Origin of the sequence: Solwaraspora sp. WMMD791, assembly GCF_029581195.1 — a bacterium.
Taxonomy (GTDB): domain Bacteria; phylum Actinomycetota; class Actinomycetes; order Mycobacteriales; family Micromonosporaceae; genus Micromonospora_E.
The window spans coordinates 5,832,193-5,853,956 of the sequence record NZ_CP120737.1; the positions used below are offsets into that span (position 1 = coordinate 5,832,193).

The window sequence follows — 21,764 nt, forward strand, 5'->3', positions numbered from 1 at the left end:
GCGTCCATGTCCAGGGAATCGGCCAGGCAGGTCGCGGCGGAAGGCTCCCGGGACCGGTCCGGACAAGGCCGGACGGGTCGCCGCCGGCTCCGTACAAGGCCGTACGGGCTTCACGCAGGCGGCCAACGCGCCGTCAGCACGGTGGATCGTAGTGAAGATCGGGAACGTACTGTCGCCACTCGGCTTCCGTCAGCGGGTCTCCCGCAGCGGAGCAGATCCAGGATGCCACCCGTGCCGGCTCGACGTCCCACAAGCGGATGGTGCCGTCGGTACCTGCCGCAGCGAGGCCGCGTCCGTCGGAGGTGAAGGTGACGGCGTTGACCGCGTCTGTCGCCCGGTTCAACACCGCGACCGGCCGTGGCGGGCCAGGCTCGTCGAGCGCCCAGAGCCAGACGGCACCGTCGATGGAGGCTGCGGCTAGGGTGTGCCCATCCGGGCTGAAGACGACCGCGAGGACGCCACCGACCGGACCGGTGACCGGTGAGCCGACCGGGGTCGGGCGGCCTGGTTCCGAGAGGTCCCAGATCCGGATGGTCCGGTCGGCGCTGCCAGCCGCGATCCGCCGACCGTCCGGGCTGAAAGCAACGCTCTGCGCATAGCCCGTGAAGCCGGTCAACGCCCGGCCGGTGGGTACCGGGTGTCGGGGGTCGCTTATGTCGAACATCCGTACGTCGGCGTCGGTCGTCGTCGCCGCGAGCAACGTGCTGTCCGGACTCGTCGCCAGCGAGAGCACGATCGCCGTGTTGCCCTCGATCGTGCCGGCCGGGTGGGCACGGGCAGGATCCGCGACGGACCAGAGATGGATGTCGCCGTCGTCTCCGCCGGCGGCCAGGACGGCTCCGTCGGCGGTGAAGGCGAGCGCTTGCACCAAGGCCTCGGGACCCTCCAGCGCCCTGTCGAACAACCGTGGAGCGGCCGGTTCACTGATGTCCCAGAGCCGTACCGCTCCAGCCCGGGTAGCTGCCGCCAGCAAGGTTCCGTCCGGGCTGACCGCCACCGTCGCGGCGAGTTCCTCGTGAGGTGTCTGACTTCGTAGCGGCGTCCCTACCGGTTCTGGCTGTCGCACCTGCTCGATGTCCCACAAGCTGACCGTGCCGTCGCGACTCGCGGAAGCCAGCAGCGGGCCGGCGACAGCGAGATTGAAGATCGTGTCGGCCGCGCCGCGCAGCACCGGTCCTGGATACCGCCAGAACCGTACGACCCCATCGATCCCGGAGGTGACAAGGCTGTGGCCGTCGTGACCCATCGCCACGCCGGTGACCGGTGCGGGGTGGGGAAGCGTCGCGGTCACCGCTCCGGACGAGAGGTCGTGGAGGTTCAGAGTCCGGTCGGACGAGCCGGTCGCAACAGTGCGGCCGTCTGGCCCGAAGGCGACGGTGTTGACCCAGCTCGTGTGCCCGGTCAGTACCCGTTCCAGGACCGGTGGATCCGGATGGGCGAGGCGCCAGACCTGAGCCGACTTGTCCGTGCTCGCCGAGGCGATACGCTGGCCGTCCGGGCTGAAGGCCACTGCGGTGATCCGTCCGGCGTGTCCGGAGGGGAAGGGACCCAGCGGCGTCGCAGCTGCGCCGCCGTCGATCCGCCACAGTCTGACGGCCCCGTCGCCGCCGGCGGCCGCCAGCATCGTCCCGAGTGGGTGCCACGCCACGGACTGGACGGTATCGGCGGAGCCGTGCAGTTCGGGCAGGACGACCGGGCGCTCCGGATCGGCGACGGTCCAGCGGTGTATCAGGCGATCAGCCCCGCCGGCGGCGAGTGTCCGTCCGTCGGGACTGAACGCGAGGGAGTAGATCGTCGATTCCGGCCCGACGATCTCGCCGACCGACCGGAACCGGTGCGTCGCTGCGGAGGCCTGCAACAGATGGATCACTTTGTCGGCGCCGGCGGCGGCGAGCAGCTTCCCGTCCGGGCTGAACGCGACCGAGTACAGCGCCGACGGCGACTGCGCCACGGGCACGTCGTCCATCAGCGCCGGTGGCCGTACCGTCGCGTCCCAGAGGCGTACCGCACCGTCGGCACCGACCGCGGCCAGCAACCGCTCGTCCGGACTGATCGCGACCGCCTGCGCCGCTGCTACGAAAGCATGACTGCGCGCGACCTCTGGCGTGACTGCGGCATCCAGCAGGCTGGACCGCGCCTCGACGGTCTCGGCGATTTCGTACGCCGCGAGACTCAACTGCATGGCCAGGGCCGGGTCGCTGTCCCGGACGCGATCAGCCCGACCCGCGATCAGCCGGGACATCGCCTCGTTGCGCTGCCTCACGGCTTCCCTGCTCCGGCTCTCGGCACGGCTGCGCTGGTCGAAGGCGTACACCGCGAGCGTCGCGGTGGTCAGAGTCAGCACGATCAGCGCAGCCACCACCTGGTACAGCGCGCGGGTCCGCCGACGGGCGTGCACGCTGCTGGCGTTGATGAACTCCCTGGTGAGCGGCGATACATCGGGGGCGTGCTGCTCGGCCCAGTCCTGTGCGGCTGTCAGCTTCACCCCGCGGTACAACGTCGCGGGATCCCGTGCCTCCGCCTGCCAGTTCGCTGCGGCCGCGTCGAGGCGCTGACCGATGATGAGGTCCGCCCGGTCGTTGTCGATCCAGTCCTGCAGTGTCGGCCAGGCCGTGAGCAACGCCTCATGCGTGATCGTGAGGGTCTCGGCGTCGACGGTGACGAGCCGTTGGCTGACGAACCGGTCGAGCACGGCCCGACCGTCTGCCAGTTCCGACGCCTCGAAGATGGCCTCGAAGGCTCGTATCGTCATTCGGCGTCGGGTGTCTGCGGCGTCGATCGATACCTGGACCAGATTCAGCAGCAGCCGACGAGCCAGTCTCTTCTGTCGGGGATCGAGACTCTGGTAGACCTCGTCGGCCGTGGCGGCCAGCGCGCCGTCGAGGGTTCCAGCCCGACGATACGATTCCACGGTCAACTGCTTTCCCCGCTCGTACTGCCAGGTGGCGTGCAAGGCGTGGGAGAGCAGCGGGAGGACTCCGGGATCATGCGCCCCGGTACTCGTCCGGTTCTCTGGGGACACCTCACGCAGCAGCAGTTCAACGAGGGCGTCGTCGACATCCACGCCGCTACGGCGGGCGGGTTCGACGATCGCCTCCCGTAGCTCCGACTCGCTCATCGGCCCGACGGTGACCTGGCGGGTGCGGACAGCCTCGACGAGCTGCGGAAAACGGAGCAGGCTCGCGTAGAAGTCGGCACGGACGCCCAGGACGACGACCATTGCGTCCGCACCGGTGGCCAGCTCGGCGAGCATGCCGACGAACTGCTGTTGGGCGGCGGCGGCGGTGGTCAACGCCTCCTCGAACTGGTCGATGATCACGACGGTGCCCGGCGCGGGCCGGCCGGTGCGTTGCAGTTGCTCGCGAAGGGTCTGCACCGGCTCGGCGGTGGGCGTGAGGAGTAGCGGTCCGGTCGTCCTGGTGGTGTCGTCGGGCTGGGATCGCAGGGCCGGTACGAGCCCGGCCTGCAGCAGTGACGACTTACCCGCCCCGGAAGCGCCTACCACGACCACGATTCCGCCGCCCGCGTCCAGCGCGGAGTGGACCTCGGCCACCAGCGCGGCGGTGAGGTGGGCGCGGCCGTGGAACCAGTCCGCGTCCTCGGATCGGTATGCTGCCAGCCCGCGGTACGGTGTCGGCCCGTCCGGCCTGCGGCCCGGCTCCTGGCGTACCCGGTGCCATGCCGCGTTCCATTGCTCGACGAGTTCGTGGTCGCTGACCCCGCACGCTGCGAGTACGGCGTTGAACAGCTCTCCGGAGGCCAGCGACGGCAGGCCGCGTCCGGCGAACCAGTCACCAACCGTACTGTGCGCGCCACGGACACCTACTCTCCCGGCGACCTGGCGCACTGTGACGCCGGCGGCCACCCGCAGCCTGGTCAGTTCGCGGGCGAAGTCCCTGCGGGTGTCGATGGCGGCGGGGTCGATGAACCGTTCGGAGCGACCAACGGATGACGAGGGGTACGGATCCGAAGGGTCTGGTTGTCGCCGGCGGTCGGCCATGGTGCGCCCTCCTCGCGGACTGCGTCGCATCGACAACGTAAAGTATCGATGCGATGACTCGCAGTCCCCCGTGGGGCGAGTTGTGTGACCGCTGTCGGAACCCGTGGACGTCGACCGGTCTACCTGACGGCGGGTTCCTAGAGCGGGATGTTGCCGTGCTTCTTCGGCGGCAGGGTCTCCCGCTTGCCGCGCAGCATCCGCAGTCCCCGGGCCACCTGCAGCCGGGTCTGCGACGGGGCGACGACCGCGTCGACGTAGCCGCGTTCGGCGGCGACGTACGGGTTGGCCAGCCGCTCCTCGTACTCGGCGATCCGCTGAGCCCGGACCGCCGCCGGGTCGTCGGCGGCGGCCAGCTCCGCGCGGTAGAGGATGTTCACCGCGCCCTGGGCACCCATCACCGCGATCTGTGCGGTCGGCCAGGCGAAGTTGAGGTCGGCGCCGAGGTGCTTGGAGCCCATCACGTCGTACGCTCCGCCGTAGGCCTTGCGGGTGATGACGGTGACCTTCGGGACGGTCGCCTCGGCGTACGCGTAGATCAGCTTCGCGCCCCGGCGGATGATGCCGTCCCACTCCTGATCGGTGCCGGGCAGGAAACCGGGCACGTCGACGAAGGTCAGCACCGGGATGTTGAACGCGTCGCAGGTCCGGACGAACCGGGCCGCCTTCTCCGAGGCGCCGATGTCCAGACAGCCGGCGAAGTGCAGCGGCTGGTTGGCGACCACACCGACCGGTCGGCCCTCGATCCGGCCGAAGCCGACGATGATGTTCTGCGCGTACAGCGGCTGGATCTCGAGGAACTCACCGTCGTCGACGACGTGCTCGATCACCCGGTGCATGTCGTACGGATGGTTGGCCGAGTCCGGCACGATGACGTCCAACTCCCGGTCGGCGTCGGTGACCGTCGCCTCCGGCGTGGTCGGCAGCGTCGGCGGGTCGTCGAGGTTGTTGCTCGGCAGGTACGCCAGCAGCGCCTTGACGTAGTCGACCGCGTCGTCCTCGTCGGTCGCCAGGTAGTGGGCGTTTCCGCTGGTCGCGTTGTGGGTCCGGGCCCCGCCGAGCTCCTCCATCCCGACGTCCTCGCCGGTCACCGTCCGGATCACGTCCGGGCCGGTGATGAACATGTGCGAGGTCTTGTCGACCATCACGGTGAAGTCGGTGACGGCGGGGGAGTAGACCGCCCCACCCGCGCACGGCCCCATGATCAGGGAGATCTGTGGGATCACGCCGGAGGCGCGGACGTTGCGGAAGAAGATCTCGCCGTACAGCCCGAGGCTGACCACACCCTCCTGGATCCGGGCCCCGCCGGAGTCGTTGATCCCGATCACCGGGCAGCCGACCTTCATCGCCAGGTCCATCACCTTGACGATCTTCTCGCCGAACACCTCGCCGAGGGACCCACCGAAGACCGTGAAGTCCTGGGCGAAGACGCAGACCTGTCGGCCGTCGACGGTGCCGTAGCCGGTGACGACCCCGTCGCCGTACGGGCGGGTGCGCTCCAGCCCGAAGTTGGTCGACCGGTGCCGGGCCAGCTCGTCCAGCTCGACGAAGGACCCCTCGTCGAGCAGCATGGCGATCCGTTCCCGGGCGGTGCGTTTGCCCCGGGCGTGCTGTTTGTCCACGGCGCGGGCCGAGCCGGCGTGCACCGCCTCGTCGACCCGGCGCTCCAGGTCCGCCAACTTGCCGGCGGTGCTGTGGAGGTCGGTTCCGGTCCCGGACTGCTCACTCGTCACGCCCACACCGCGGATGGTATCGACGCACGGGGCGTCGGGCAGGTGCGGCCGGTGTGCGGTTCGCCTCAACCCGCTCGGTGCTCCGGTGCGACGGCGACGTTTCCTGGTTGTTGTCCGGTTCGTTACCCCACCGTGACGATGTTCGGAGTCGCGCTGTTCGCAGCCGGTCTGACGGTGCTGCTGGTCATGTGGCCGATGCTGCGCCCGGCCCGGCCCGCCACCGAGGCGTGGACGGTGGACCCGGCCACCGGGGTATGGACGGTCGACGAGGCCACCGGGGCGTGGACCGTCGACGAGGCAGGCCCGCCTGCCGATCGATGGCGGGGCGGCCGGCGACCCGCGCCCCGGCACCGGCGGGGTGGGCGTCGCCGCGCCGGGCGGGCCGGGCTGCCACGTCGCCGCGTACCGGCGGGTGTGGCCGCGACCGCGACGGTGCCCCGGCAGCGGCGTGGTGGCCGGGGTGCCGACGACATCCCGCCCCGGCAGGGCGTGGTGGGCATCGTCGGTACGCCGCCGGAAGGTACCCCGCCGACCGGACCTGTGCCGACTGGACCTGTGCCGACTGGACCTGTGCCACCTGTGCCGACCGGACCGCCGCCGGCCACCGTGCCGGTGATCGGTACGACGGTCGCCGGTACCCCGTACCGGGGCGTCGCACCCGTACCGGACGGTTCCCGTCAGTTTCCGTGATCGCGCCGTAGGCTGGGCGGATGTCCGCTTCGCCGTACACCGATCTGGACCGCCCGCCGCTCGATCAGCGCGGGCTGCGCCGGGCGTTGGTCGTCCCTGGTGGACTCTGGACGGACCTGGAGGTCCGGCCGGTGACCAGGTCGACGAACATCGACGTGCTGGCGGCGGCACGGGCCGGAGCGGCCGAGGGTCTGGTGGTGGCGGCGGAACAACAGACTGCCGGGCGGGGGCGGCTCGGCCGCGACTGGATCTCGCCGCCCCGCGCCGGGTTGGCGGTGAGCCTGCTGCTGCGTCCGGCGCTGGCCCGGCCCTCGCGGGGCTGGCCGGCGGTGCCGCCGGCCCGGTACGGCTGGTTGCCGCTGCTGGCCGGCGTCGCGTTGGCCGAGGCGGTGTCCCGACTGGCCGAGTTGCCGGCCCGGCTGAAATGGCCCAACGATCTGCTGATCGGGGAGGCGAAGTGCGCGGGAATCCTCGCCGAGGCGGCACCGGTCGGACCGGCCGCCCTCGCCGCCCCGGCGGCGCCACGGGAGGCACCGCAGCCGGAGGCGTCGCAGACCGGCGGGGCCCCGGCGGTGGTGCTGGGTATCGGGTTGAACGTGACGCTGCGTGCCAACGAGCTGCCGCCGTCGGGCTCCGGCCTGCCGGCCACCTCGCTGCAGTTGGCCGGGGCGGCGGCGACCGACCGCGACCCGTTGCTGCGGGCCCTGCTGCGCGGCGTCGAGAGCTGGTACGGGCGGTGGCGGGCTGCCGGTGGCGACCCGACGGCGGCCGGGCTGCGACCGGCGTACCTACGGCACTGCGCGACCATCGGCCGTGCGGTCCGGGTGACGCTACCGACCGGGGTGGTCCGGACCGGGGTGGCCGTCACCGTCGACGACGGCGGTCGGCTGGTGGTCCGGACCGCAGCCGGCGACCTGCCGGTGGCCGCCGGTGACGTGCTGCACGTACGGGCCGCCGACGCGGTGGACGTGCCCGCCGGCGACCTGCCGGAGGTGCCCGCCGGCGACCTGCCGAAGGCACCCGGACCCGACGCGCCGGGAAACGGTACGCGCGGTTGACCGTCGCGGTGGCGGGAAGCCGCTACGGTCTTGCCGGCGCCGGTGTGCGGCGCGCCGGCCGGGCCGACGGCCCGGCTGTGGGCGAGGAGGTTGGCGTGGCGTTTCCCGAGGACATGCTCACCGATGACGAGCATGTCGTGTTGCATCTGCACCCGCACTGGAAGGCCCTGGTGGGGCCGGTAGCCGTGCTGGTGCTCGCGGTGGCCGCCGTGGTGGCCGGGTTCCTGTTGCTGCCCGCCGGCACCGGCGGCACCGTCGCGCTGTACGCGATCGCCGTCGCCGGGCTGGTGGCCGTGTCGTGGCTGACGGTCCGCCCGTTCCTGATCTGGCGGACCACCCACTACGTCTTCACCAACGAGCGGGTGGTGCTGCAGCACGGGGTCTTCTCCCGGGAACGGCGGGACATCCCGCTGAACCGGGTCAACGACCACTCGATGAGCCAGCGGTTCAGCGAGCGGCTGCTGGGCTGCGGCACGTTGACGATCGAGTCCGCCGGGGAGCGGGGGCAGACGGTGCTGGCCGACATTCCCGGCGTGGGTCGGGTGCAGACCACGTTGTACGAACTCGTGGAGAACCACCACGACCGGCACAGTCTCGGTGACGGCGAGATGCGGGAGATCCTCGAGGAGGTCCGCCAGGACCGGGGCCAGGACCGGGTCGACGACACTCCGGCGGCCACCTGACCCGCTGGGCGATCCTGGCCGGTGCGGCCTCCGCGCCGACCGGGCCCCGGCCTGACGCGGTCCGGGTCAGGTCACCCGGCCTGACGCGGTCCGGGTCAGGCCGGGGCCGTCGTCGCGCAGCGCGAACCAGCCGCGGAACCTGGTGCGCAGCACCTCACGTTCGGGGCGGTCGTAGGTGTCGAGCCGGGTCAGCGACCCGACCAGGGTCACCGTGCCGAGACCCGGCCGGGCGTGGGACAGCCGACGACTGAGCACGTCGAGGCGACCGGCCAGCCGGTCACCGGCGTACACCGGTGCCAGCCAGCGCAGTTCCTCCAACCCGGGGGAGGCGTCGGCGGCCGCCCGGGAGAGCACCGCGTCCACGTAGGCCCGCATGAACAGGCTGACGGTGAAGAAGCCGCTGGCGATCAATGCCCCGTGGTGGCTGGCCCGGGCCAGCCGCGCGTCGACGTGGTACCACTGCGGGTCGAACCGTTGCGCGAAGCTGACCATCTCGCTGCCGTCGACCGTGGTGACGCCGAGGTCGAAGGATCCGCCAGGGGCGAGGTCCTCGAAGAACAGTTCGGCGTCAGCACCGGTGCCGGAGCGCACGACGTGGGTCAGTGGGGGGCCGGGCGGGACGCCGCTGTGGCGATCTCCGCGGGATGGCGGGCCTCGCCCGGTTCGGCCAGCAGCGCGGGGCTGTCCGGCACCTGAACCGACGCCGACAACTGCGGGTCGCGGTGCAGTTGCTGCGGGACACGGCCGGTCGGCTGCGCCGGGTCGCTCGGGGCGGGTCCGCCAGCGGTCGCCCGAGGTGCCGGCCGGAAGACAAACGTCCGATATGCCCAGAATCGGAAGATGGTGCCGAGGACCAGTCCGACGATCTTGATGATGTTCAGCGCCAGCAGCCCGTGGATGGAGAAGCCGTACTTCGCCAGGGCCAGGATCCCGACCTCGATCAGCAGGCCGGTGATGTTGAACAGGAAGAAGAGCACGTACTCCCGCTGGAGCGCCGACTTGGGCCGGTCCCGGTAGGTCCAGTACCGGTTCATGAAGTACGAGCTGGTGGTCGCCACGATGGCCGCGACCACCGTCGCCTTCAACTGGCCGTCGCTGAGTACGGTCAGTGCCAGCGCGTTGAACACCGCGAAGTTGATCACCGTATTGATGCCACCGACGGTGCCGAACTTGACGACCTCGCGGACGAACTTCTGCCAGCGCTCGGGCAGAAGGTTGAGTACTCGCATCAGATCACCATACGGTAGTTCGGTCCCCCACTCGGGTCGACCGGCGATCAGCCCCGCGCGACGTGCGGTTACTCACGTTCGGTCGCCGCCGCCGGGACCACGGCCGCGGTGGTGCCGACGAACACGAACCGGCGGTAGGACCAGAACCGGAACAGGGTGCCCAGCGCGACCCCGACGACGTTGGCCGCGATGTTGTCCGCCAGCAGGGTGCGGAACACCTCCGGCCAGATGCTGCCCAGCCCGTAGTGGCTGATGGCCAGACAGCCGAGGCCGATGCCCAGACCGACGGCGTTGAAGAAGAAGTAGAGCCCGTACTCCCGGGCGAGCCCGGACCGGCCCCGGTGCCGCCAGGTCCAGAACCGGTTGCCGACGAAGGCCACCGAGGCGGCCACCACCGTCGACAGCGTCTTGGCGGTCAGCGGCCCCAGCCCGAGCACGCTGGCGGCGACGTTGAACAGAACGATGTCGATGACGAAGGCGATTCCGCCCACGATGCCGAACTTGCCCAGCTCGCGTACCAGTTGACCGAACCGGTCGCGGAGCCGGTGGATCAACCCTGGAGGGGAGGCGGGCGCGGATGGCTCGCCGGTGGCGGACACGGACACGGCCCCGAGCGTAGCGGGTGCCACCCCTGAAGTGGTGGACGGCACCGGTATTGGCGTCCGCGCCAACTACTTTCGGTAGTCGCTGTTCCGGGCGGCCGACGACCGGAAGATTGTGCGTAGAACTGCGCGTGGGAGCGAGAAACAGCTCGTCAGATTGCATTTGTCGACGTCTTGTGCAGTTCTTCACAAGCTCCCCGGCTGTCCTGAACGGTCGATCGGTTTACCCTGAGTCCAACTCCCGGACCTGTATCCCGGCGGTTGGACCAGTCCAACCGCCGGTGCGGTGCACTCCAGGAACGAGGTCAGCGCCGACCATCGAGGAGATCGCCATGACTGCAACGGCCACCACGCCCGTACCGTCGAACAGTCCGAGCCCCGCTCCCACCGACCACCCCCGCCTGCTGTCCTGGGTGCGCGAGATCGCCGCACTGACCACGCCGGACCGCGTGGTCTGGGTCGACGGGTCGACCGCCGAATGGCACCGGCTCACCGACGAACTCGTCGACGCCGGCACCCTGGTGCGACTCGACGGCGAACGCCGCCCCAACTCCTTCTGGGCCCGTACCGACCCGACGGACGTCGCCCGCGTCGAGGAACGCACCTTCATCTGCTCGCCGGACGCCGCCGACGCCGGACCCACCAACAACTGGATGGACCCGGGCGAGATGAAGCGGGTGATGACCGAGCTGTACCGGGGCTGCATGCGGGGCCGGACCATGTACGTCGTCCCGTTCTGCATGGGCCCGCTGGACGCGCCGTCGCCGATGTTCGGGGTGGAGATCACCGACAGCGCGTACGTCGTCGCCTCGATGCGGATCATGACGAGGATGGGCGCCGAGGTGCTCGCCGCGATGGGCGACGACGCCGACTTCGTGCCGGCCCTGCACTCGGTCGGCGCCCCGCTCGCGCCGGGCCAGGCCGACGTGCCGTGGCCGGCCAACGAGACCAAGTACATCTCGCACTTCCCGCAGACCCGGGAGATCTGGTCGTACGGATCCGGCTACGGCGGCAACTCGTTGCTCGGCAAGAAGTGCTATGCGCTGCGGATCGCCAGCGTCATGGCCCGCGACGAGGGCTGGCTCGCCGAGCACATGCTGATCCTCAAGCTGACCGCCCCGGACGGCCGGGTCCGCTACATCGCCGGGGCCTTCCCGTCGGCGTGCGGCAAGACGAACCTGGCGATGCTGGAGCCGACCATCCCCGGCTGGAAGGTCGAGACGATCGGCGACGACATCGCCTGGATGCGCTTCGGCGACGACGGCCGGCTCTGGGCGGTCAACCCCGAGTACGGGCTCTTCGGCGTCGCCCCCGGCACCGACTGGCGCACCAACGCCAATGCCATGCGGACCCTCGACCGGGGCAACAGCATCTTCACCAACGTCGCGCTGACCGACGACCGCGACGTCTGGTGGGAGGGGATGGGGGAGCCGCCGGCGCACCTGACCGACTGGCGGGGCCAGGACTGGAACCCGGACCGGGGCACCGACGCCGCCCACCCGAACAGCCGGTTCTGCACCCCGATCACCCAGTGCCCGATCCTGGCCGACGAGTACCACGACCCGCGCGGGGTGCCGATCGACGCGATCCTGTTCGGCGGCCGGCGGCGGACCACCGTACCGCTGGTCACCGAGGCGCGCGACTGGGTGCACGGCGTCTATCTCGGGGCCACGCTCTCCTCGGAGACCACCGCTGCGGCCACCGGCGAGGTCGGCGTGGTCCGCCGCGACCCGATGGCGATGCTGCCGTTCATCGGCTACCACGCCGGGGACTACTTTCGGCACTGGATCGAGATGGGCAAGGGCGTCGACGGCGACGCGGCCAAGCTGCCCCGGATCTTCTACGTCAACTGGTTCCGCCGCGACGACCAGGGCCGCTTTCTCTGGCCCGGCTTCGGGGAGAACTCCCGGGTGCTCAAGTGGATCGTCGAGCGACTCGACGGTACGGGCGCGGCGGTCGACACCCCGATCGGCAACGTACCGACCGTCGACGCGTTGGACCTGACCGGCCTGGACGTCGATCCGGCGGACGTGGCCGCCGCGCTCGCCGTCGACCCGGCGCAGTGGCGGGCGGAACTGCCGCAGATCACCGAATGGTTCGAGCGGTTCGGCGACAAGCTCCCCGGCGTGCTCTGGGCGGAGCTGGACGCGCTGCGGGCCCGGCTGGACGCCGCCGGGTGAGCGTCGGCTAGCCTGCGCCGGTGGCGGCAGACCCTCCAGCTCCCGTCCGTCTGCTGGTCTGGTTGCTCGCCGTCACCGCCGCGGCCACCGTCGTGGTCGACCTGCTCAACTGGCGGTACGCGGCCGAGCAGGACTTCGCCATGGCGGTCCGGTCCGGCTGGGCGCTGCTGCGGGCGGTCGGTTTCCTGATCCTCATCCGGCAGGTGCGCCGGGGTCGGGCCGGCGCGCGACCATTCGGGCTGATCCTGGCGGTGACGACGGTCTTCGCCCTCGGCCGGTTGGTGGTGCCCCGCTCCGGCGTGCCGCTGCTGCCGCAGGTCGCCGGCTTCAGCCTGCTGGTCGGCCTCTGCCTGGCCGTGGTCTGGCTGCTGTACCGCTCGCCGGTGGTCGGCGCCCATCTGGTGCGTCACCCCGCCCGGCTGGTCTTCGACGGCGCCCGGCCGGCGTGGCGGGAGGCGCCGCCCAGGCGGCCGCCGGTCGCCGCCGGGCTGCTGATCGCCCGGGTGGCGGCGTTCACCTACACACCGCTGATGCTGGTGCCGGCCCTGGTGTCGATCGGGGTGCTGGTCGACGGGCGGTTGGCCGCCGTACCGCTGGTCGTCGGATGGATCGCGGCCGCGCTGGTGACCAGTTACCTGGTGCTGCTCGTCTCCTTCTTCATGTTGCGCGGTCGACGGTGGGCGCGGGGCCTGCTACTCGTGATCAGTGTCGGGGTGCTCGCCGTCGACCTGCCGTTGTGCTGGTGGCTGCTCGGCGTGGACGGGCTGGTCCGCGACGGTGCCCCGTTGGTGGTGGCGGTGCTGCTGGCCGCGTACGGAGTGTGGCGGGCCGCCCGGGCCGCCCGGGCCGACAGGGTGGGCGATACCACCAGATCGCGTCCGGGTCGCTAGTCTGCAGGAGATGACTCTGCGGGACCTGCTCTATTCGGTCTATGAGCGACGGCTCATGGCCAGACTGGCGGGCAAGCCGGTGCCCGGCCACGTGGGCGTGATGTGTGACGGCAACCGCCGCTGGGCCCGGGAGATGGGCTTCGTCGACCCCAACGACGGGCACCGGGTCGGCGCGGCGAAGATCAAGCACCTGCTGAACTGGTGTGACCAGGCCGGGATCGGCCACGTCACGCTCTACCTGCTGGCGACGGACAACCTCCGTCGACCGGCCCGCGAGCTGGATCCGCTGCTGAAGATCATCGAGGATCTGGTCACCGAGCTGGCGGAGGACGGCAACCCTTGGCGGTTGCGGATCGTCGGCGCGCTGGACCTGCTGCCCGCTGCCACCGCGACCGCGTTGAAGGCGGCCCAGGAGCGTACCCAGACGAGGTCCGACGGCGCGCAGGTCAACATCGCCGTCGGGTACGGCGGCCGTCGGGAGATCGCCGACGCCGTCCGGTCGCTGCTGTACGAGCACGCCAAGTCCGGTGGGACGCTGGAGGAGCTGGCCGAGGTGCTCGACGTCGACCACATCGCCGAGCATCTCTACACCCGTGGCCAGCCCGATCCCGACCTGGTCATTCGGACCAGCGGCGAGCAGCGGCTCTCCGGTTTCCTGCTCTGGCAGTCGGCGCACTCGGAGTTCTACTTCTGCGACGTCAACTGGCCGGACTTCCGGCGGGTGGACTTCCTCCGGGCACTGCGGTCCTACGCCAACCGGCAACGGCGCTACGGCGCGTGAGCCACCGGGGGCCAGCCCAAGGGGAGCCGGGCAGGTAGCGGGCGGGCCGGTCAGTCGAGGGCGAGCACCGCCGAGGTCAGGAAGTCGCCGAGCGCCTCGGGCGAGTCGATGGTGAGGTCGGCGGCGGCGGACACGTCGTGTCCGGTCTCGGAGTTGGCGACCGCCACGCACACCCCGAAGAAGTCCGGGTGGGCTTCCTGATGCGCCCGCAGCGCCGCGAAGGCCTTGATGTCCGACACGTCGTCGCCGAAGTACCAGGCACAGCTGGCGGTGCCGACGGCCTCGCCGATGATGCTGCCCTTGTCCCGGTCGACCGGGGGCTTCAGCTCGAGCACCATCCGGCCGCTCTGGCTGCGCAGACCGAGCCGCTCGGCCTGGTCGTGGCCCCAGGACTCGACGACGCCACCGAGCTCGGGTGCGGTCCGGTAGTGCAGCGCCACCGACAGCCGTTTGTACTCGACCAGGGTGCCGGCCGGTAGTTCGGCACGGGCCCGGTCGGCGAGCTCGGCCATCGCGGGGACCCACGGCAGTGCCGCCGGCTCGGTCACCGTCGGTCCGGAGCCGTGGCTGTGCTCCAGCCCGTACAACCCGTACAGGTCGACGTCGGAGATCTCCGCGAACTGGTCGCGGAGGAACTCGACGGGGCGGGCCGACACGATCGCGATCCGCTGCACCACCCCGGTGAGTGACTCGATCGCCGCCAGCACCTTGGGTGCCGGTTGCACCGAGGTGGGATCGTCGCCGACCGGGGCGAGGGTGCCGTCGAAGTCGAAGAACAGCACGCACCGGTCGGCGCGATCGATGGTGGCTCGCCATGCCTGCTCCGCGGTCAGCGGACGGGCCAAGCGCTGGTTTCCTGCATCGAACGGCCGCACGGGCGTCAGAGTACCTGCTGGCGAACGCGGTGCCAGACCTCTCGCCGGATGAACATCGGGCTACGCCGGCGCGGCCGACTACGGTCCGCCTACCGCCCGGGCGGTCAGTCGTCGCCCCCACCCATCAGCCGACGGCCATGCATCCGCGGTGGAAATTGCACGACTGCCGCGTCCTGTTGGTGACCTTGTCGGAGCAAATACCCCTCGACGAACCCGGTATTGCGATCGCCCACGTGGGCGTCGACTTCATTGAGCCGGGCAACGAGGAATTCGGTGAGCGCGGTGAGCCGCCCCTGCTGCCGGTCATTGAGGTGTGCGATGACCGCCACCAGGGTGGCGACGGCCGCGCAGGCGATGGCGAACATGTTCACCACCGCGGGCACCTGCCCGGTCCGCAGGAGGGCGACGACGATATTCGTGGTGGCGCAAAGGGTGACCGCGACGGCCGCGATCACTACTGCCGACCATTTGAGGGTCATCGGTATCGACCCCCCCTTCTGTCCCGCAGGGCTGTGTCCGGCCTTGTCCCGTCGCCCCCGCCGACGAACGAGCCCAAGCAGTACGGAGAGGAACGTTATCGTGACTCAGCGTGCAAGTGGGACGGAATCGGGCTGCTTGATCGGCTTTCTTTCGCCATCTGAGAACTACCCTGCTCGCTTGGGGCCTTTGCGAGGTTCGGCCGGGAGTGGAGGCCGATAGGCGAGATACCGGATTGTCTCCCTGATGTGAAACTTCTCCGCATCAGAGACGTTGGGGTCGACCAGCCGCCGCAGCAGGGCCTCCACGTCCGGATCCATCGGAGGAGCGCTCGGTGCCGGCCTGGCGTTGGTCGCCCGGTCCCAGCCGAGTACGCCGAAGGCGACTGTCGGGCTGATGCCGAGCCCGTCACAGAAGGCGACCACCCGTTCGGCCTCCGGGTCGCTGGACCATTCGCCCCGTACCCAGCGGTTGATGGTCTGTCGGGAGACGCCGGTGCGGCGCGAGACCTCGGAGCCGGTCCAGGCGCGGGTCGCCCGCGCGTCGGCGAGCGCCTTGCGTACGAAGGCGGCGAAGGCGATCTTCCGCCCGGCGGAGCTGTCCGGCACCGGCCGACGGTACGGCGATTCGCCGTTCCGTCTGGGGGCGGGCACTCTCCTGTACTGCGTCTGTGACAGAGCTTTGTGAATCTCTGTCGGGAAATTATCCCTTGTCGAGAGGGGTGTCACGGGTGCAGTCTAAGGACGTCACTGAGGTGACGCTAATCAACCGAAAAGATGATGCTGTCACTTGCGCGTGACGCTTTACTCTACGTCACGTGCTTGAGACGCTTAGTGAGTGGAGTTGTCGCTTACGCGTGACGGAGACCGCTCGGTGACCGAGCTGGCCACCCGTGCCCAGGCCTTCGGCCTGATCGCCGACGCCGTGGCTTCGGGTCTCAGCGCGCCCTGGCGGCTCTACCTCGCCCGGGGATGTCGCTACCTGTCCCTCAACGTCGGTGACCGGGGCGAGTGGAACGCATGGCGTTCGCATCTGGGCTGTCCGGAGCTGAGCGTGCGGGTGTACGACGCCGGAGGGGAGATCAGGCGGGCCTCGACGGCGGAAGTGGTGCTGGGCGGTTGCCGGATCAGCGTGGAACTGGTCGAGGAGGTGCGGACCGACGATGTCGATCGGCTTCTCACCGACGACCCGACGTCGTTCGACTCGGAGGAACAATGATCAGACGGATCAGGGCGACCGGATGAGCCCGTTCTTCGCGGTCTTCCTCGTGCTGCTGCTGGCGTCGTCGAGCTACGCCGCCGGCCGGCTGCACGGACAGCTCAGCTACCGGATCGGCTACCGCTTCGGCTACCGCCAGGGCTACTTCGACGGGGACAGGGGTGCCTGGAGCCGCCGGCAGACCCGGACGGCGATCACCTCGGTGCCTTCGGCGGAGGCCGTCCCGGTGGCAACGGCCGGCACCCCGCTGGCCGGGTCTCCGCTGGCCGGCACCCCGCTGGCGGTGAGTCAGCCCGCGGCCGGCCCGCCGCTTGCGGCACCGGTTGCGGCGCCGGTGCTGGTCGAGCGTCCGGCGGCACCGGCGACCGCCGCCGCCCGCCAGGGCACGACGTACACCGGTGCGTCCTTCGCCGGCACCACCGGAACCATCAGCACCACCGGCACGACCGCCACCGGCACCACCGGCACCACCGGCGGGGCCGCCGGCACCGGAATCGCGGGTAGCGGTCGGCACGCCCGGGAGGTGCTCGTCGGGCGTCGCCCCTGAACCGGGACCAAGACCTTTCCGAGCGCGGCGTCGGCGTTGAGGCGGACGCGCCGCCGCGCGGGGAGCACCGGCGTCACCGCGCCGGGCTCCTCCCGGCCGGGATGCGTGCAGGGGGTGCGCATCCCGGCCGGCCACCCCGCACGGGGGCAGGTCAGGAGTGTGTCCGGCGCGTGGCCACGCTGTTTCGGGGATCGGTACGGCGGGCTGCGGGACGGCCGACGGGTGGGAACGGCGTCGAAGATCGGCTCGGATGCCTAGCCGAGGCCGGGATCCGGCAGCTAGCGTCTAAGCATGGTTCAGGGTCGTCCTGGACCAGCCGGACGCTCCGGACCTGCTGTTCGCATGGGTTCCGCATCCGACCCGTGCCCCCGGGCCCCGGTGGAGCCGGATCGCGGGCGGACCGGGTGCACGCCCGACGGAGCAGGCCTGTGACGAGTCGACGTACCACCCCCCGGGCCGATCAGGACCCGACCGCCACTGTCCCGTCCAGCCGCAGCCGGACCCGCCGCCGTACCTCGGATGCGACCACCGCATCCCGGTCGGCGGACAAGTCCGCCGGCACAGACCGATCGGAACCCGCCACCACCGCCCGCGCGTACGTGCTGGACACCTCGGTCCTGCTGTCCGACCCGGGGGCGTTTCACCGCTTCGCCGAGCACGAGGTGGTGATCCCGCTGGTGGTCATCTCCGAGCTGGAGGGCAAGCGGCACCACCCGGAGCTGGGCTGGTTCGCCCGGCAGTCCCTGCGGATGCTCGACGAACTGCGGGTCCGTCATGGCCGGCTGGACCAGCCGGTGCCGGCCAACGACGTCGGCGGCACCCTGCGGGTCGAGCTCAACCACGCGGACACCGACGTGCTGCCGCCGGGCTTCCGCAACGAGTCCAACGACACGCGGATCCTGTCGGTCGCCCTGAGCATGGGTGCCGAGGGTCGCGACGTCGTCCTGGTCAGCAAGGACATGCCGCTGCGGGTCAAGGCGGCGTCGGTCGGTCTGGTCGCCGACGAGTACCGGCACGGCCAGGCCAGCGACCCCACCTGGACCGGCATGGCGGAGCTGGAACCCACCGACGAGCAGGTCACCCAGCTGTACGGGGGCGACGCGGTCGATCTGGACAGCGCCGCCGGGCTGCCCTGCCACACCGGGCTGGTGCTGCACGGCACCGGTGGTTCCGCGCTCGGGCGGGTGATGGCCGACAAGACGGTACGGCTGGTCCGCGGTGACCGGGAAGCGTTCGGCCTGCGGGGCCGCTCCGCCGAACAGCGGATCGCCCTCGACCTGCTGCTCGACGAGACGATCGGGATCGTCTCGCTGGGTGGGCGGGCCGGCACCGGCAAGTCGGCGCTGGCCCTGTGCGCCGGACTGGAAGCGGTGATGGAGCGACGCCGGCACAAGAAGGTGATCGTGTTCCGTCCGCTGTACGCCGTCGGCGGCCAGGAACTCGGCTACCTGCCGGGCTCGGAGTCGGAGAAGATGTCGCCCTGGGCGCAGGCGGTGTTCGACACCCTCGGCGCGGTGGTGCACGAGAACGTGATGGAGGAGGTGCTCGCCCGCGGCATGCTCGAGGTACTGCCGCTGACCCACATCCGGGGCCGCAGTCTGCACGACGCGTTCGTCATCGTCGACGAGGCACAGTCGCTGGAGCGCAACGTCCTGCTGACCGTGCTGTCCCGGATCGGCCAGGGGTCGCGGGTGGTGCTCACCCACGATGTCGCCCAGCGGGACAACCTGCGGGTCGGGCGGCACGACGGCGTGACTGCGGTGATCGAGGCGCTGAAGGGCCATCCCCTGTTCGCGCATGTCACCCTGACCCGTTCGGAGCGGTCGCCCATCGCCGAAATGGTTACCGATCTGCTGGAGGACATCCCCCGCTGAGCCACTGGGCGGGAGTGTTACGACCGTATTCACCCCGAAGTGCGGCGTGACCAATGTCACAATGATGGTCACGCGTTTCCCAAGGGCCTCACCGTGCGCGATGGTGGTCGGCGAGCGCGCGCACCGGCGGCGGCCTGTCGACGGACGTCGGTGGTGGCGCGCCGACCGACCCCCATCACGGTCGGTCGGCGCGCGACCCACCCGGTCGGGCGCTCACGGCGTGCCCGCCCCGCCGCGCCCCTTCGTCGGGCGCTGCGGTCGGCGCACCGCCGTGCCCTTGCCCCCGACGAAGGGACCACTTCGTGAGTCGGCTGTGGAGCCGGTTCGGTCTCCGGGCACTCGCCGTCGGCCTGTTGGTGACAGGCGTCGCTGGCGGGTTCTACCTGGAGAGCGACCGGGACACCCAGCAACGCATCAGTGACGCCCGGTTGGCGGCACAGGCCGAGCAGGTCGAGCTCGAGCTGCTCCGGCAACGCCGCGCCGAGCATCAGCGGGTCACGGTGCAGCGCCGAACCGCAGAGCGGGAAGCAGCGGAGAAGGCCACCGCTGCCGCCAAGTCCGAGGCCGCCAAAGTCAAGCGGGCCGAGCAGGTCACCCAGCAGAAGCAGGAACAGACGGCCCAGCAGCCGTCCAACTCGGGCGCGACCGTGCCGTTCACCGGCGAGATTCCCGCCTCCTGTGACGAGTTCAGCGGCAACCGGGCCATCGGCTGCGCCCTCACCCTGGAGCGCGGCTGGGGCCTCGACCAGTTCGCCTGCCTGAACAAGCTCTGGAACAAGGAGAGCGGCTGGAACCACAAGGCCTACAACGCCGCCTCCGGTGCCACCGGCATCCCCCAGGCGGTACCCGGCAGCAAGATGTCCTCGGCCGGCGCCGACTGGCAGACCAACCCGGCGACCCAGATCAAGTGGGGTCTCGGCTACATCGCGAACCGCTACACCAACCCCTGCGGTGCGTGGCAGATGTCGCAGGCCGAGGGCTGGTACTGACCAGGTCGGCAGCGACCCGGCCCGACACCTGGGCACAGAGCAGGACACCCGGCGGCGGTACGGAGGACTCCGTACCGCCGCCGGGTTTTTCCGCCCGTCCGCGCGCTCGGGTGGCAACGGTTGCGCGGACCTGATAGCTACTTGAGGATGGCGTACGGCGTGTCATCCTCCAGCGGCGACCCGAACCGGTTCGGGACCGAGGCGTTCTACGCCTCGCTCGGCCGGGCGTTCGTCGCGATGTGCGCCGTCGTGCCGGTGCTCTTCGTCATCGAGGCCTTCGACGTCTGGCTCAATGCCGGCTTCGACTACAGCGCCGGCATCATCCCCCGGCGCATCGCCGGCCTGGACGGGGTCTTCTTCGCCCCGTTCCTGCACCACGGCTTCGACCACCTCTACAGCAACAGCGTGCCGCTGATCCTGCTCGGCACCTTCGTGCTGGCCGCCGGGGTGCGGCGGTTCCTCTACTCGACCCTGGTGATCATCCTGGTCAGCGGCATCGGGGTGTGGTTCACCGGCTCACCGAACACCGTCGTCGTGGGCGCCAGCGGAGTCGTCTTCGGCTACCTCGGCCTGGTGCTGATGCGTGGCATCGTCGAACGCACCTGGTGGAACCTCGGCGTGGTGCTGCTGGTCGGCCTGCTCTACGGCTGGCAGCTGGTCGGCATCCTGCCCACCGACGCGCTGATCTCGTGGCAGGGGCACCTGTTCGGTTTCGTCGGCGGGGTGCTCGCGGCGATCCTGTTCCGCCGGCGCAGCTACGACCCGTACGAGTCGGACCCGCTCACCATGCCCTGACCTGGGCGGAGGCATCCATCCAGGTGGGAATGGGTTGCCGCGCCGCAGCAGCGGCCCTACGTTCGACGAACGGGTCGACGCGGACCCGACGGCGAGAGGTCCGGTGGTGGGATGCGCGCAGTCGACGTGGCGATCGTCGGTGCCGGGCCGACCGGGCTGTTCGCCGCCTACTATGCCGGATTCCGGGGGCTGTCCACGGCCGTCATCGACGCTCTGCCGTCGCCGGGCGGTCAGGTGGCGGCGATGTACCCGGAGAAAGCGATCTTCGACATCGCCGGGTTCCCGGTCATCAAGGGCCGGGAACTGGTGGCGAACCTCGTCGAGCAGGCCGCGCCGTACCAGCCCGAGTACCTGCTCGGCGTCCGCGCCGACACCCTCGATCTGGTCGACGGCCGGCCGGTGCTCGGCCTGGCCGACGGCGCGCGGCTGGCCTGCGGCGCGGTGGTGGTCACCGGGGGGATGGGCAGCTTCACCCCTCGGCCGTTGCCGGCGGCGGCCGGGTTCACCGGCGACGGGATCGTCTACTTCGTGCCCCGGCTCGCCGAACTCGCCGGGCACGACGTGGTGATCGTCGGCGGCGGTGACTCGGCCTTCGACTGGGCGCTGGCCCTGCAGCCGCTGGCCCGCTCGGTCACCATCGTGCACCGCCGCGACCGCTTCCGGGCCCACGCCGCGACCGTCGAGCGGGTGCGTGCCCTACCGGTCCGCATCGTCGTCAACGCCCAGCTCACCGCCGTACACGGCACCACCCGGGTGACCGGCGTCGACATCACCACCGGTGACGGCGGCCCGCAGACCGTGCCGGCGGACACCGTGGTCGCGGCGCTCGGCTTCACCGCCGATCTCGGACCCCTCACGACGTGGGGCCTGGAGCTCGACAAGCGGCACATCCGGGTGGACAGCGCGATGGCCACCAACCTGCCCCGGGTCTTCGCCGCCGGGGACATCGCGGACTACCCCGGCAAGGTACGGCTCATCGCGACCGGGTTCGGCGAGGCGGCCACGGCGGTCAACAACGCCGCCGTGGCCATCGATCCGAGCGCGCACCTGTTTCCCGGTCACTCCTCCGACGGGACCTGACCGCCCGCCACCACCACCGCCACCGCTGCCGGCACCAATGTCGGCACCAATGTCGGCACCGGCACC

The 21,764-nt window shown here is 70.8% G+C and carries 19 protein-coding genes and 1 pseudogene; 12 read left to right on the plus strand and 8 right to left on the minus strand.

The annotated features are described in order from the left end of the window. Positions 1-133: 133 nt before the first annotated feature. Entirely contained in the window at positions 134-4,000 is a 3,867-nt protein-coding gene (locus O7623_RS26290; protein ID WP_282225632.1) for a helix-turn-helix domain-containing protein, read from the minus strand. Between the two features lie 137 nt (positions 4,001-4,137). After that, entirely contained in the window at positions 4,138-5,730 is a 1,593-nt protein-coding gene (locus tag O7623_RS26295) for an acyl-CoA carboxylase subunit beta (protein ID WP_282229589.1), read from the minus strand. 132 nt (positions 5,731-5,862) lie between these two features. Between O7623_RS26295 and O7623_RS26300 the strand changes: the two genes are divergently transcribed. The 3 genes and pseudogenes from O7623_RS26300 to O7623_RS26310 all read left to right on the plus strand — a co-directional run bounded on the left by O7623_RS26300 (position 5,863) and on the right by O7623_RS26310 (position 8,161). Beyond that, on the plus strand, positions 5,863-6,420 hold the full coding sequence (locus O7623_RS26300) for a hypothetical protein (RefSeq protein ID WP_282225633.1): 558 nt from the start codon (positions 5,863-5,865) through the stop codon (positions 6,418-6,420). A gap of 20 nt (positions 6,421-6,440) precedes the next feature. Next, positions 6,441-7,370: pseudogene (locus O7623_RS26305) on the plus strand (biotin--[acetyl-CoA-carboxylase] ligase); the annotation flags it as partial. 203 nt (positions 7,371-7,573) lie between these two features. Continuing rightward, positions 7,574-8,161 carry a PH domain-containing protein gene (locus tag O7623_RS26310; protein WP_282225634.1) on the plus strand — a complete coding sequence of 196 codons (588 nt, stop codon included), beginning with the start codon at positions 7,574-7,576 and terminating at the stop codon, positions 8,159-8,161. A 66-nt stretch (positions 8,162-8,227) separates the two neighbouring features. Here the strand turns inward: O7623_RS26310 and O7623_RS26315 are convergent, their stop codons facing one another. From O7623_RS26315 to O7623_RS26325, 3 genes are all read right to left on the minus strand, one after another. Continuing rightward, a complete protein-coding gene (locus O7623_RS26315; protein WP_282225635.1) occupies positions 8,228-8,752 on the minus strand; it encodes a MaoC/PaaZ C-terminal domain-containing protein in 525 nt (174 codons plus the stop codon). 8 nt (positions 8,753-8,760) lie between these two features. Then, the gene (locus O7623_RS26320) at positions 8,761-9,390 is read right to left on the minus strand and encodes a GtrA family protein (protein WP_282225636.1); all 630 of its coding nucleotides are present in this window, start codon (positions 9,388-9,390) and stop codon (positions 8,761-8,763) included. Between the two features lie 68 nt (positions 9,391-9,458). Then, positions 9,459-9,995, minus strand: a complete 537-nt coding sequence (locus O7623_RS26325) for a GtrA family protein (RefSeq protein ID WP_282225637.1) — start codon at positions 9,993-9,995, stop codon at positions 9,459-9,461. Between the two features lie 329 nt (positions 9,996-10,324). Here O7623_RS26325 and O7623_RS26330 point away from each other — a divergent pair, with 329 nt between their 5' ends. Genes O7623_RS26330 through O7623_RS26340 form a run of 3 tightly spaced genes read left to right on the plus strand, consistent with a single transcriptional unit; the run spans position 10,325 to position 13,843 of the window. Continuing rightward, on the plus strand, positions 10,325-12,172 hold the full coding sequence (locus O7623_RS26330; protein ID WP_282225638.1) for a phosphoenolpyruvate carboxykinase (GTP): 1,848 nt from the start codon (positions 10,325-10,327) through the stop codon (positions 12,170-12,172). A gap of 20 nt (positions 12,173-12,192) precedes the next feature. Further along, complete coding sequence (locus O7623_RS26335; protein ID WP_282225639.1) at positions 12,193-13,062, plus strand: hypothetical protein; 870 nt, start codon at positions 12,193-12,195, stop codon at positions 13,060-13,062. A gap of 10 nt (positions 13,063-13,072) precedes the next feature. Next, a complete protein-coding gene (locus O7623_RS26340; protein ID WP_282225640.1) occupies positions 13,073-13,843 on the plus strand; it encodes an isoprenyl transferase in 771 nt (256 codons plus the stop codon). 50 nt (positions 13,844-13,893) lie between these two features. Here O7623_RS26340 and otsB read toward each other — a convergent pair whose 3' ends face one another. From otsB to O7623_RS26355, 3 genes are all read right to left on the minus strand, one after another. Beyond that, on the minus strand, positions 13,894-14,718 hold the full coding sequence (gene otsB / locus O7623_RS26345) for a trehalose-phosphatase (protein WP_282225641.1): 825 nt from the start codon (positions 14,716-14,718) through the stop codon (positions 13,894-13,896). A gap of 104 nt (positions 14,719-14,822) precedes the next feature. Next, on the minus strand, positions 14,823-15,197 hold the full coding sequence (locus tag O7623_RS26350) for a hypothetical protein (protein ID WP_282225642.1): 375 nt from the start codon (positions 15,195-15,197) through the stop codon (positions 14,823-14,825). Between the two features lie 165 nt (positions 15,198-15,362). After that, on the minus strand, positions 15,363-15,803 hold the full coding sequence (locus tag O7623_RS26355) for an XRE family transcriptional regulator (RefSeq protein ID WP_282225643.1): 441 nt from the start codon (positions 15,801-15,803) through the stop codon (positions 15,363-15,365). Between the two features lie 265 nt (positions 15,804-16,068). On the opposite strand from O7623_RS26355, the gene O7623_RS26360 reads away from it, so the two are divergent. The 6 genes from O7623_RS26360 (at position 16,069) to O7623_RS26385 (ending at position 21,698) form a co-directional block, all read left to right on the plus strand. After that, positions 16,069-16,413: a hypothetical protein gene (locus tag O7623_RS26360; RefSeq protein ID WP_282225644.1), complete on the plus strand. Its 345-nt coding sequence runs from the start codon at positions 16,069-16,071 to the stop codon at positions 16,411-16,413. A 22-nt stretch (positions 16,414-16,435) separates the two neighbouring features. Further along, positions 16,436-16,960 carry a hypothetical protein gene (locus O7623_RS26365; protein ID WP_282229706.1) on the plus strand — a complete coding sequence of 175 codons (525 nt, stop codon included), beginning with the start codon at positions 16,436-16,438 and terminating at the stop codon, positions 16,958-16,960. Between the two features lie 428 nt (positions 16,961-17,388). Further along, complete coding sequence (locus O7623_RS26370; RefSeq protein WP_282225645.1) at positions 17,389-18,834, plus strand: PhoH family protein; 1,446 nt, start codon at positions 17,389-17,391, stop codon at positions 18,832-18,834. A gap of 302 nt (positions 18,835-19,136) precedes the next feature. Continuing rightward, on the plus strand, positions 19,137-19,823 hold the full coding sequence (locus tag O7623_RS26375; protein ID WP_282225646.1) for a lytic transglycosylase domain-containing protein: 687 nt from the start codon (positions 19,137-19,139) through the stop codon (positions 19,821-19,823). Between the two features lie 147 nt (positions 19,824-19,970). Then, a complete protein-coding gene (locus tag O7623_RS26380) occupies positions 19,971-20,618 on the plus strand; it encodes a rhomboid family intramembrane serine protease (protein ID WP_282225647.1) in 648 nt (215 codons plus the stop codon). A 111-nt stretch (positions 20,619-20,729) separates the two neighbouring features. Then, positions 20,730-21,698, plus strand: a complete 969-nt coding sequence (locus O7623_RS26385) for an NAD(P)/FAD-dependent oxidoreductase (protein WP_282225648.1) — start codon at positions 20,730-20,732, stop codon at positions 21,696-21,698. The last annotated feature ends 66 nt before the right edge of the window (positions 21,699-21,764 follow it).

What these genes read in the sequence shown, in the direction of transcription:
- O7623_RS26290 (WP_282225632.1), bottom strand. Translation starts at nt 4,000, where the DNA reads ATGGCCGACCGCCGGCGACAACCAGACCCTTCGGATCCGTACCCCTCG.
- O7623_RS26320 (WP_282225636.1), bottom strand. Translation starts at nt 9,390, where the DNA reads ATGCGAGTACTCAACCTTCTGCCCGAGCGCTGGCAGAAGTTCGTCCGC.
- O7623_RS26330 (WP_282225638.1), top strand. Translation starts at nt 10,325, where the DNA reads ATGACTGCAACGGCCACCACGCCCGTACCGTCGAACAGTCCGAGCCCC.
- O7623_RS26340 (WP_282225640.1), top strand. Translation starts at nt 13,073, where the DNA reads ATGACTCTGCGGGACCTGCTCTATTCGGTCTATGAGCGACGGCTCATG.
- O7623_RS26350 (WP_282225642.1), bottom strand. Translation starts at nt 15,197, where the DNA reads ATGACCCTCAAATGGTCGGCAGTAGTGATCGCGGCCGTCGCGGTCACC.
- O7623_RS26365 (WP_282229706.1), top strand. Translation starts at nt 16,436, where the DNA reads ATGAGCCCGTTCTTCGCGGTCTTCCTCGTGCTGCTGCTGGCGTCGTCG.
- O7623_RS26380 (WP_282225647.1), top strand. Translation starts at nt 19,971, where the DNA reads ATGGCGTACGGCGTGTCATCCTCCAGCGGCGACCCGAACCGGTTCGGG.
- O7623_RS26385 (WP_282225648.1), top strand. Translation starts at nt 20,730, where the DNA reads ATGCGCGCAGTCGACGTGGCGATCGTCGGTGCCGGGCCGACCGGGCTG.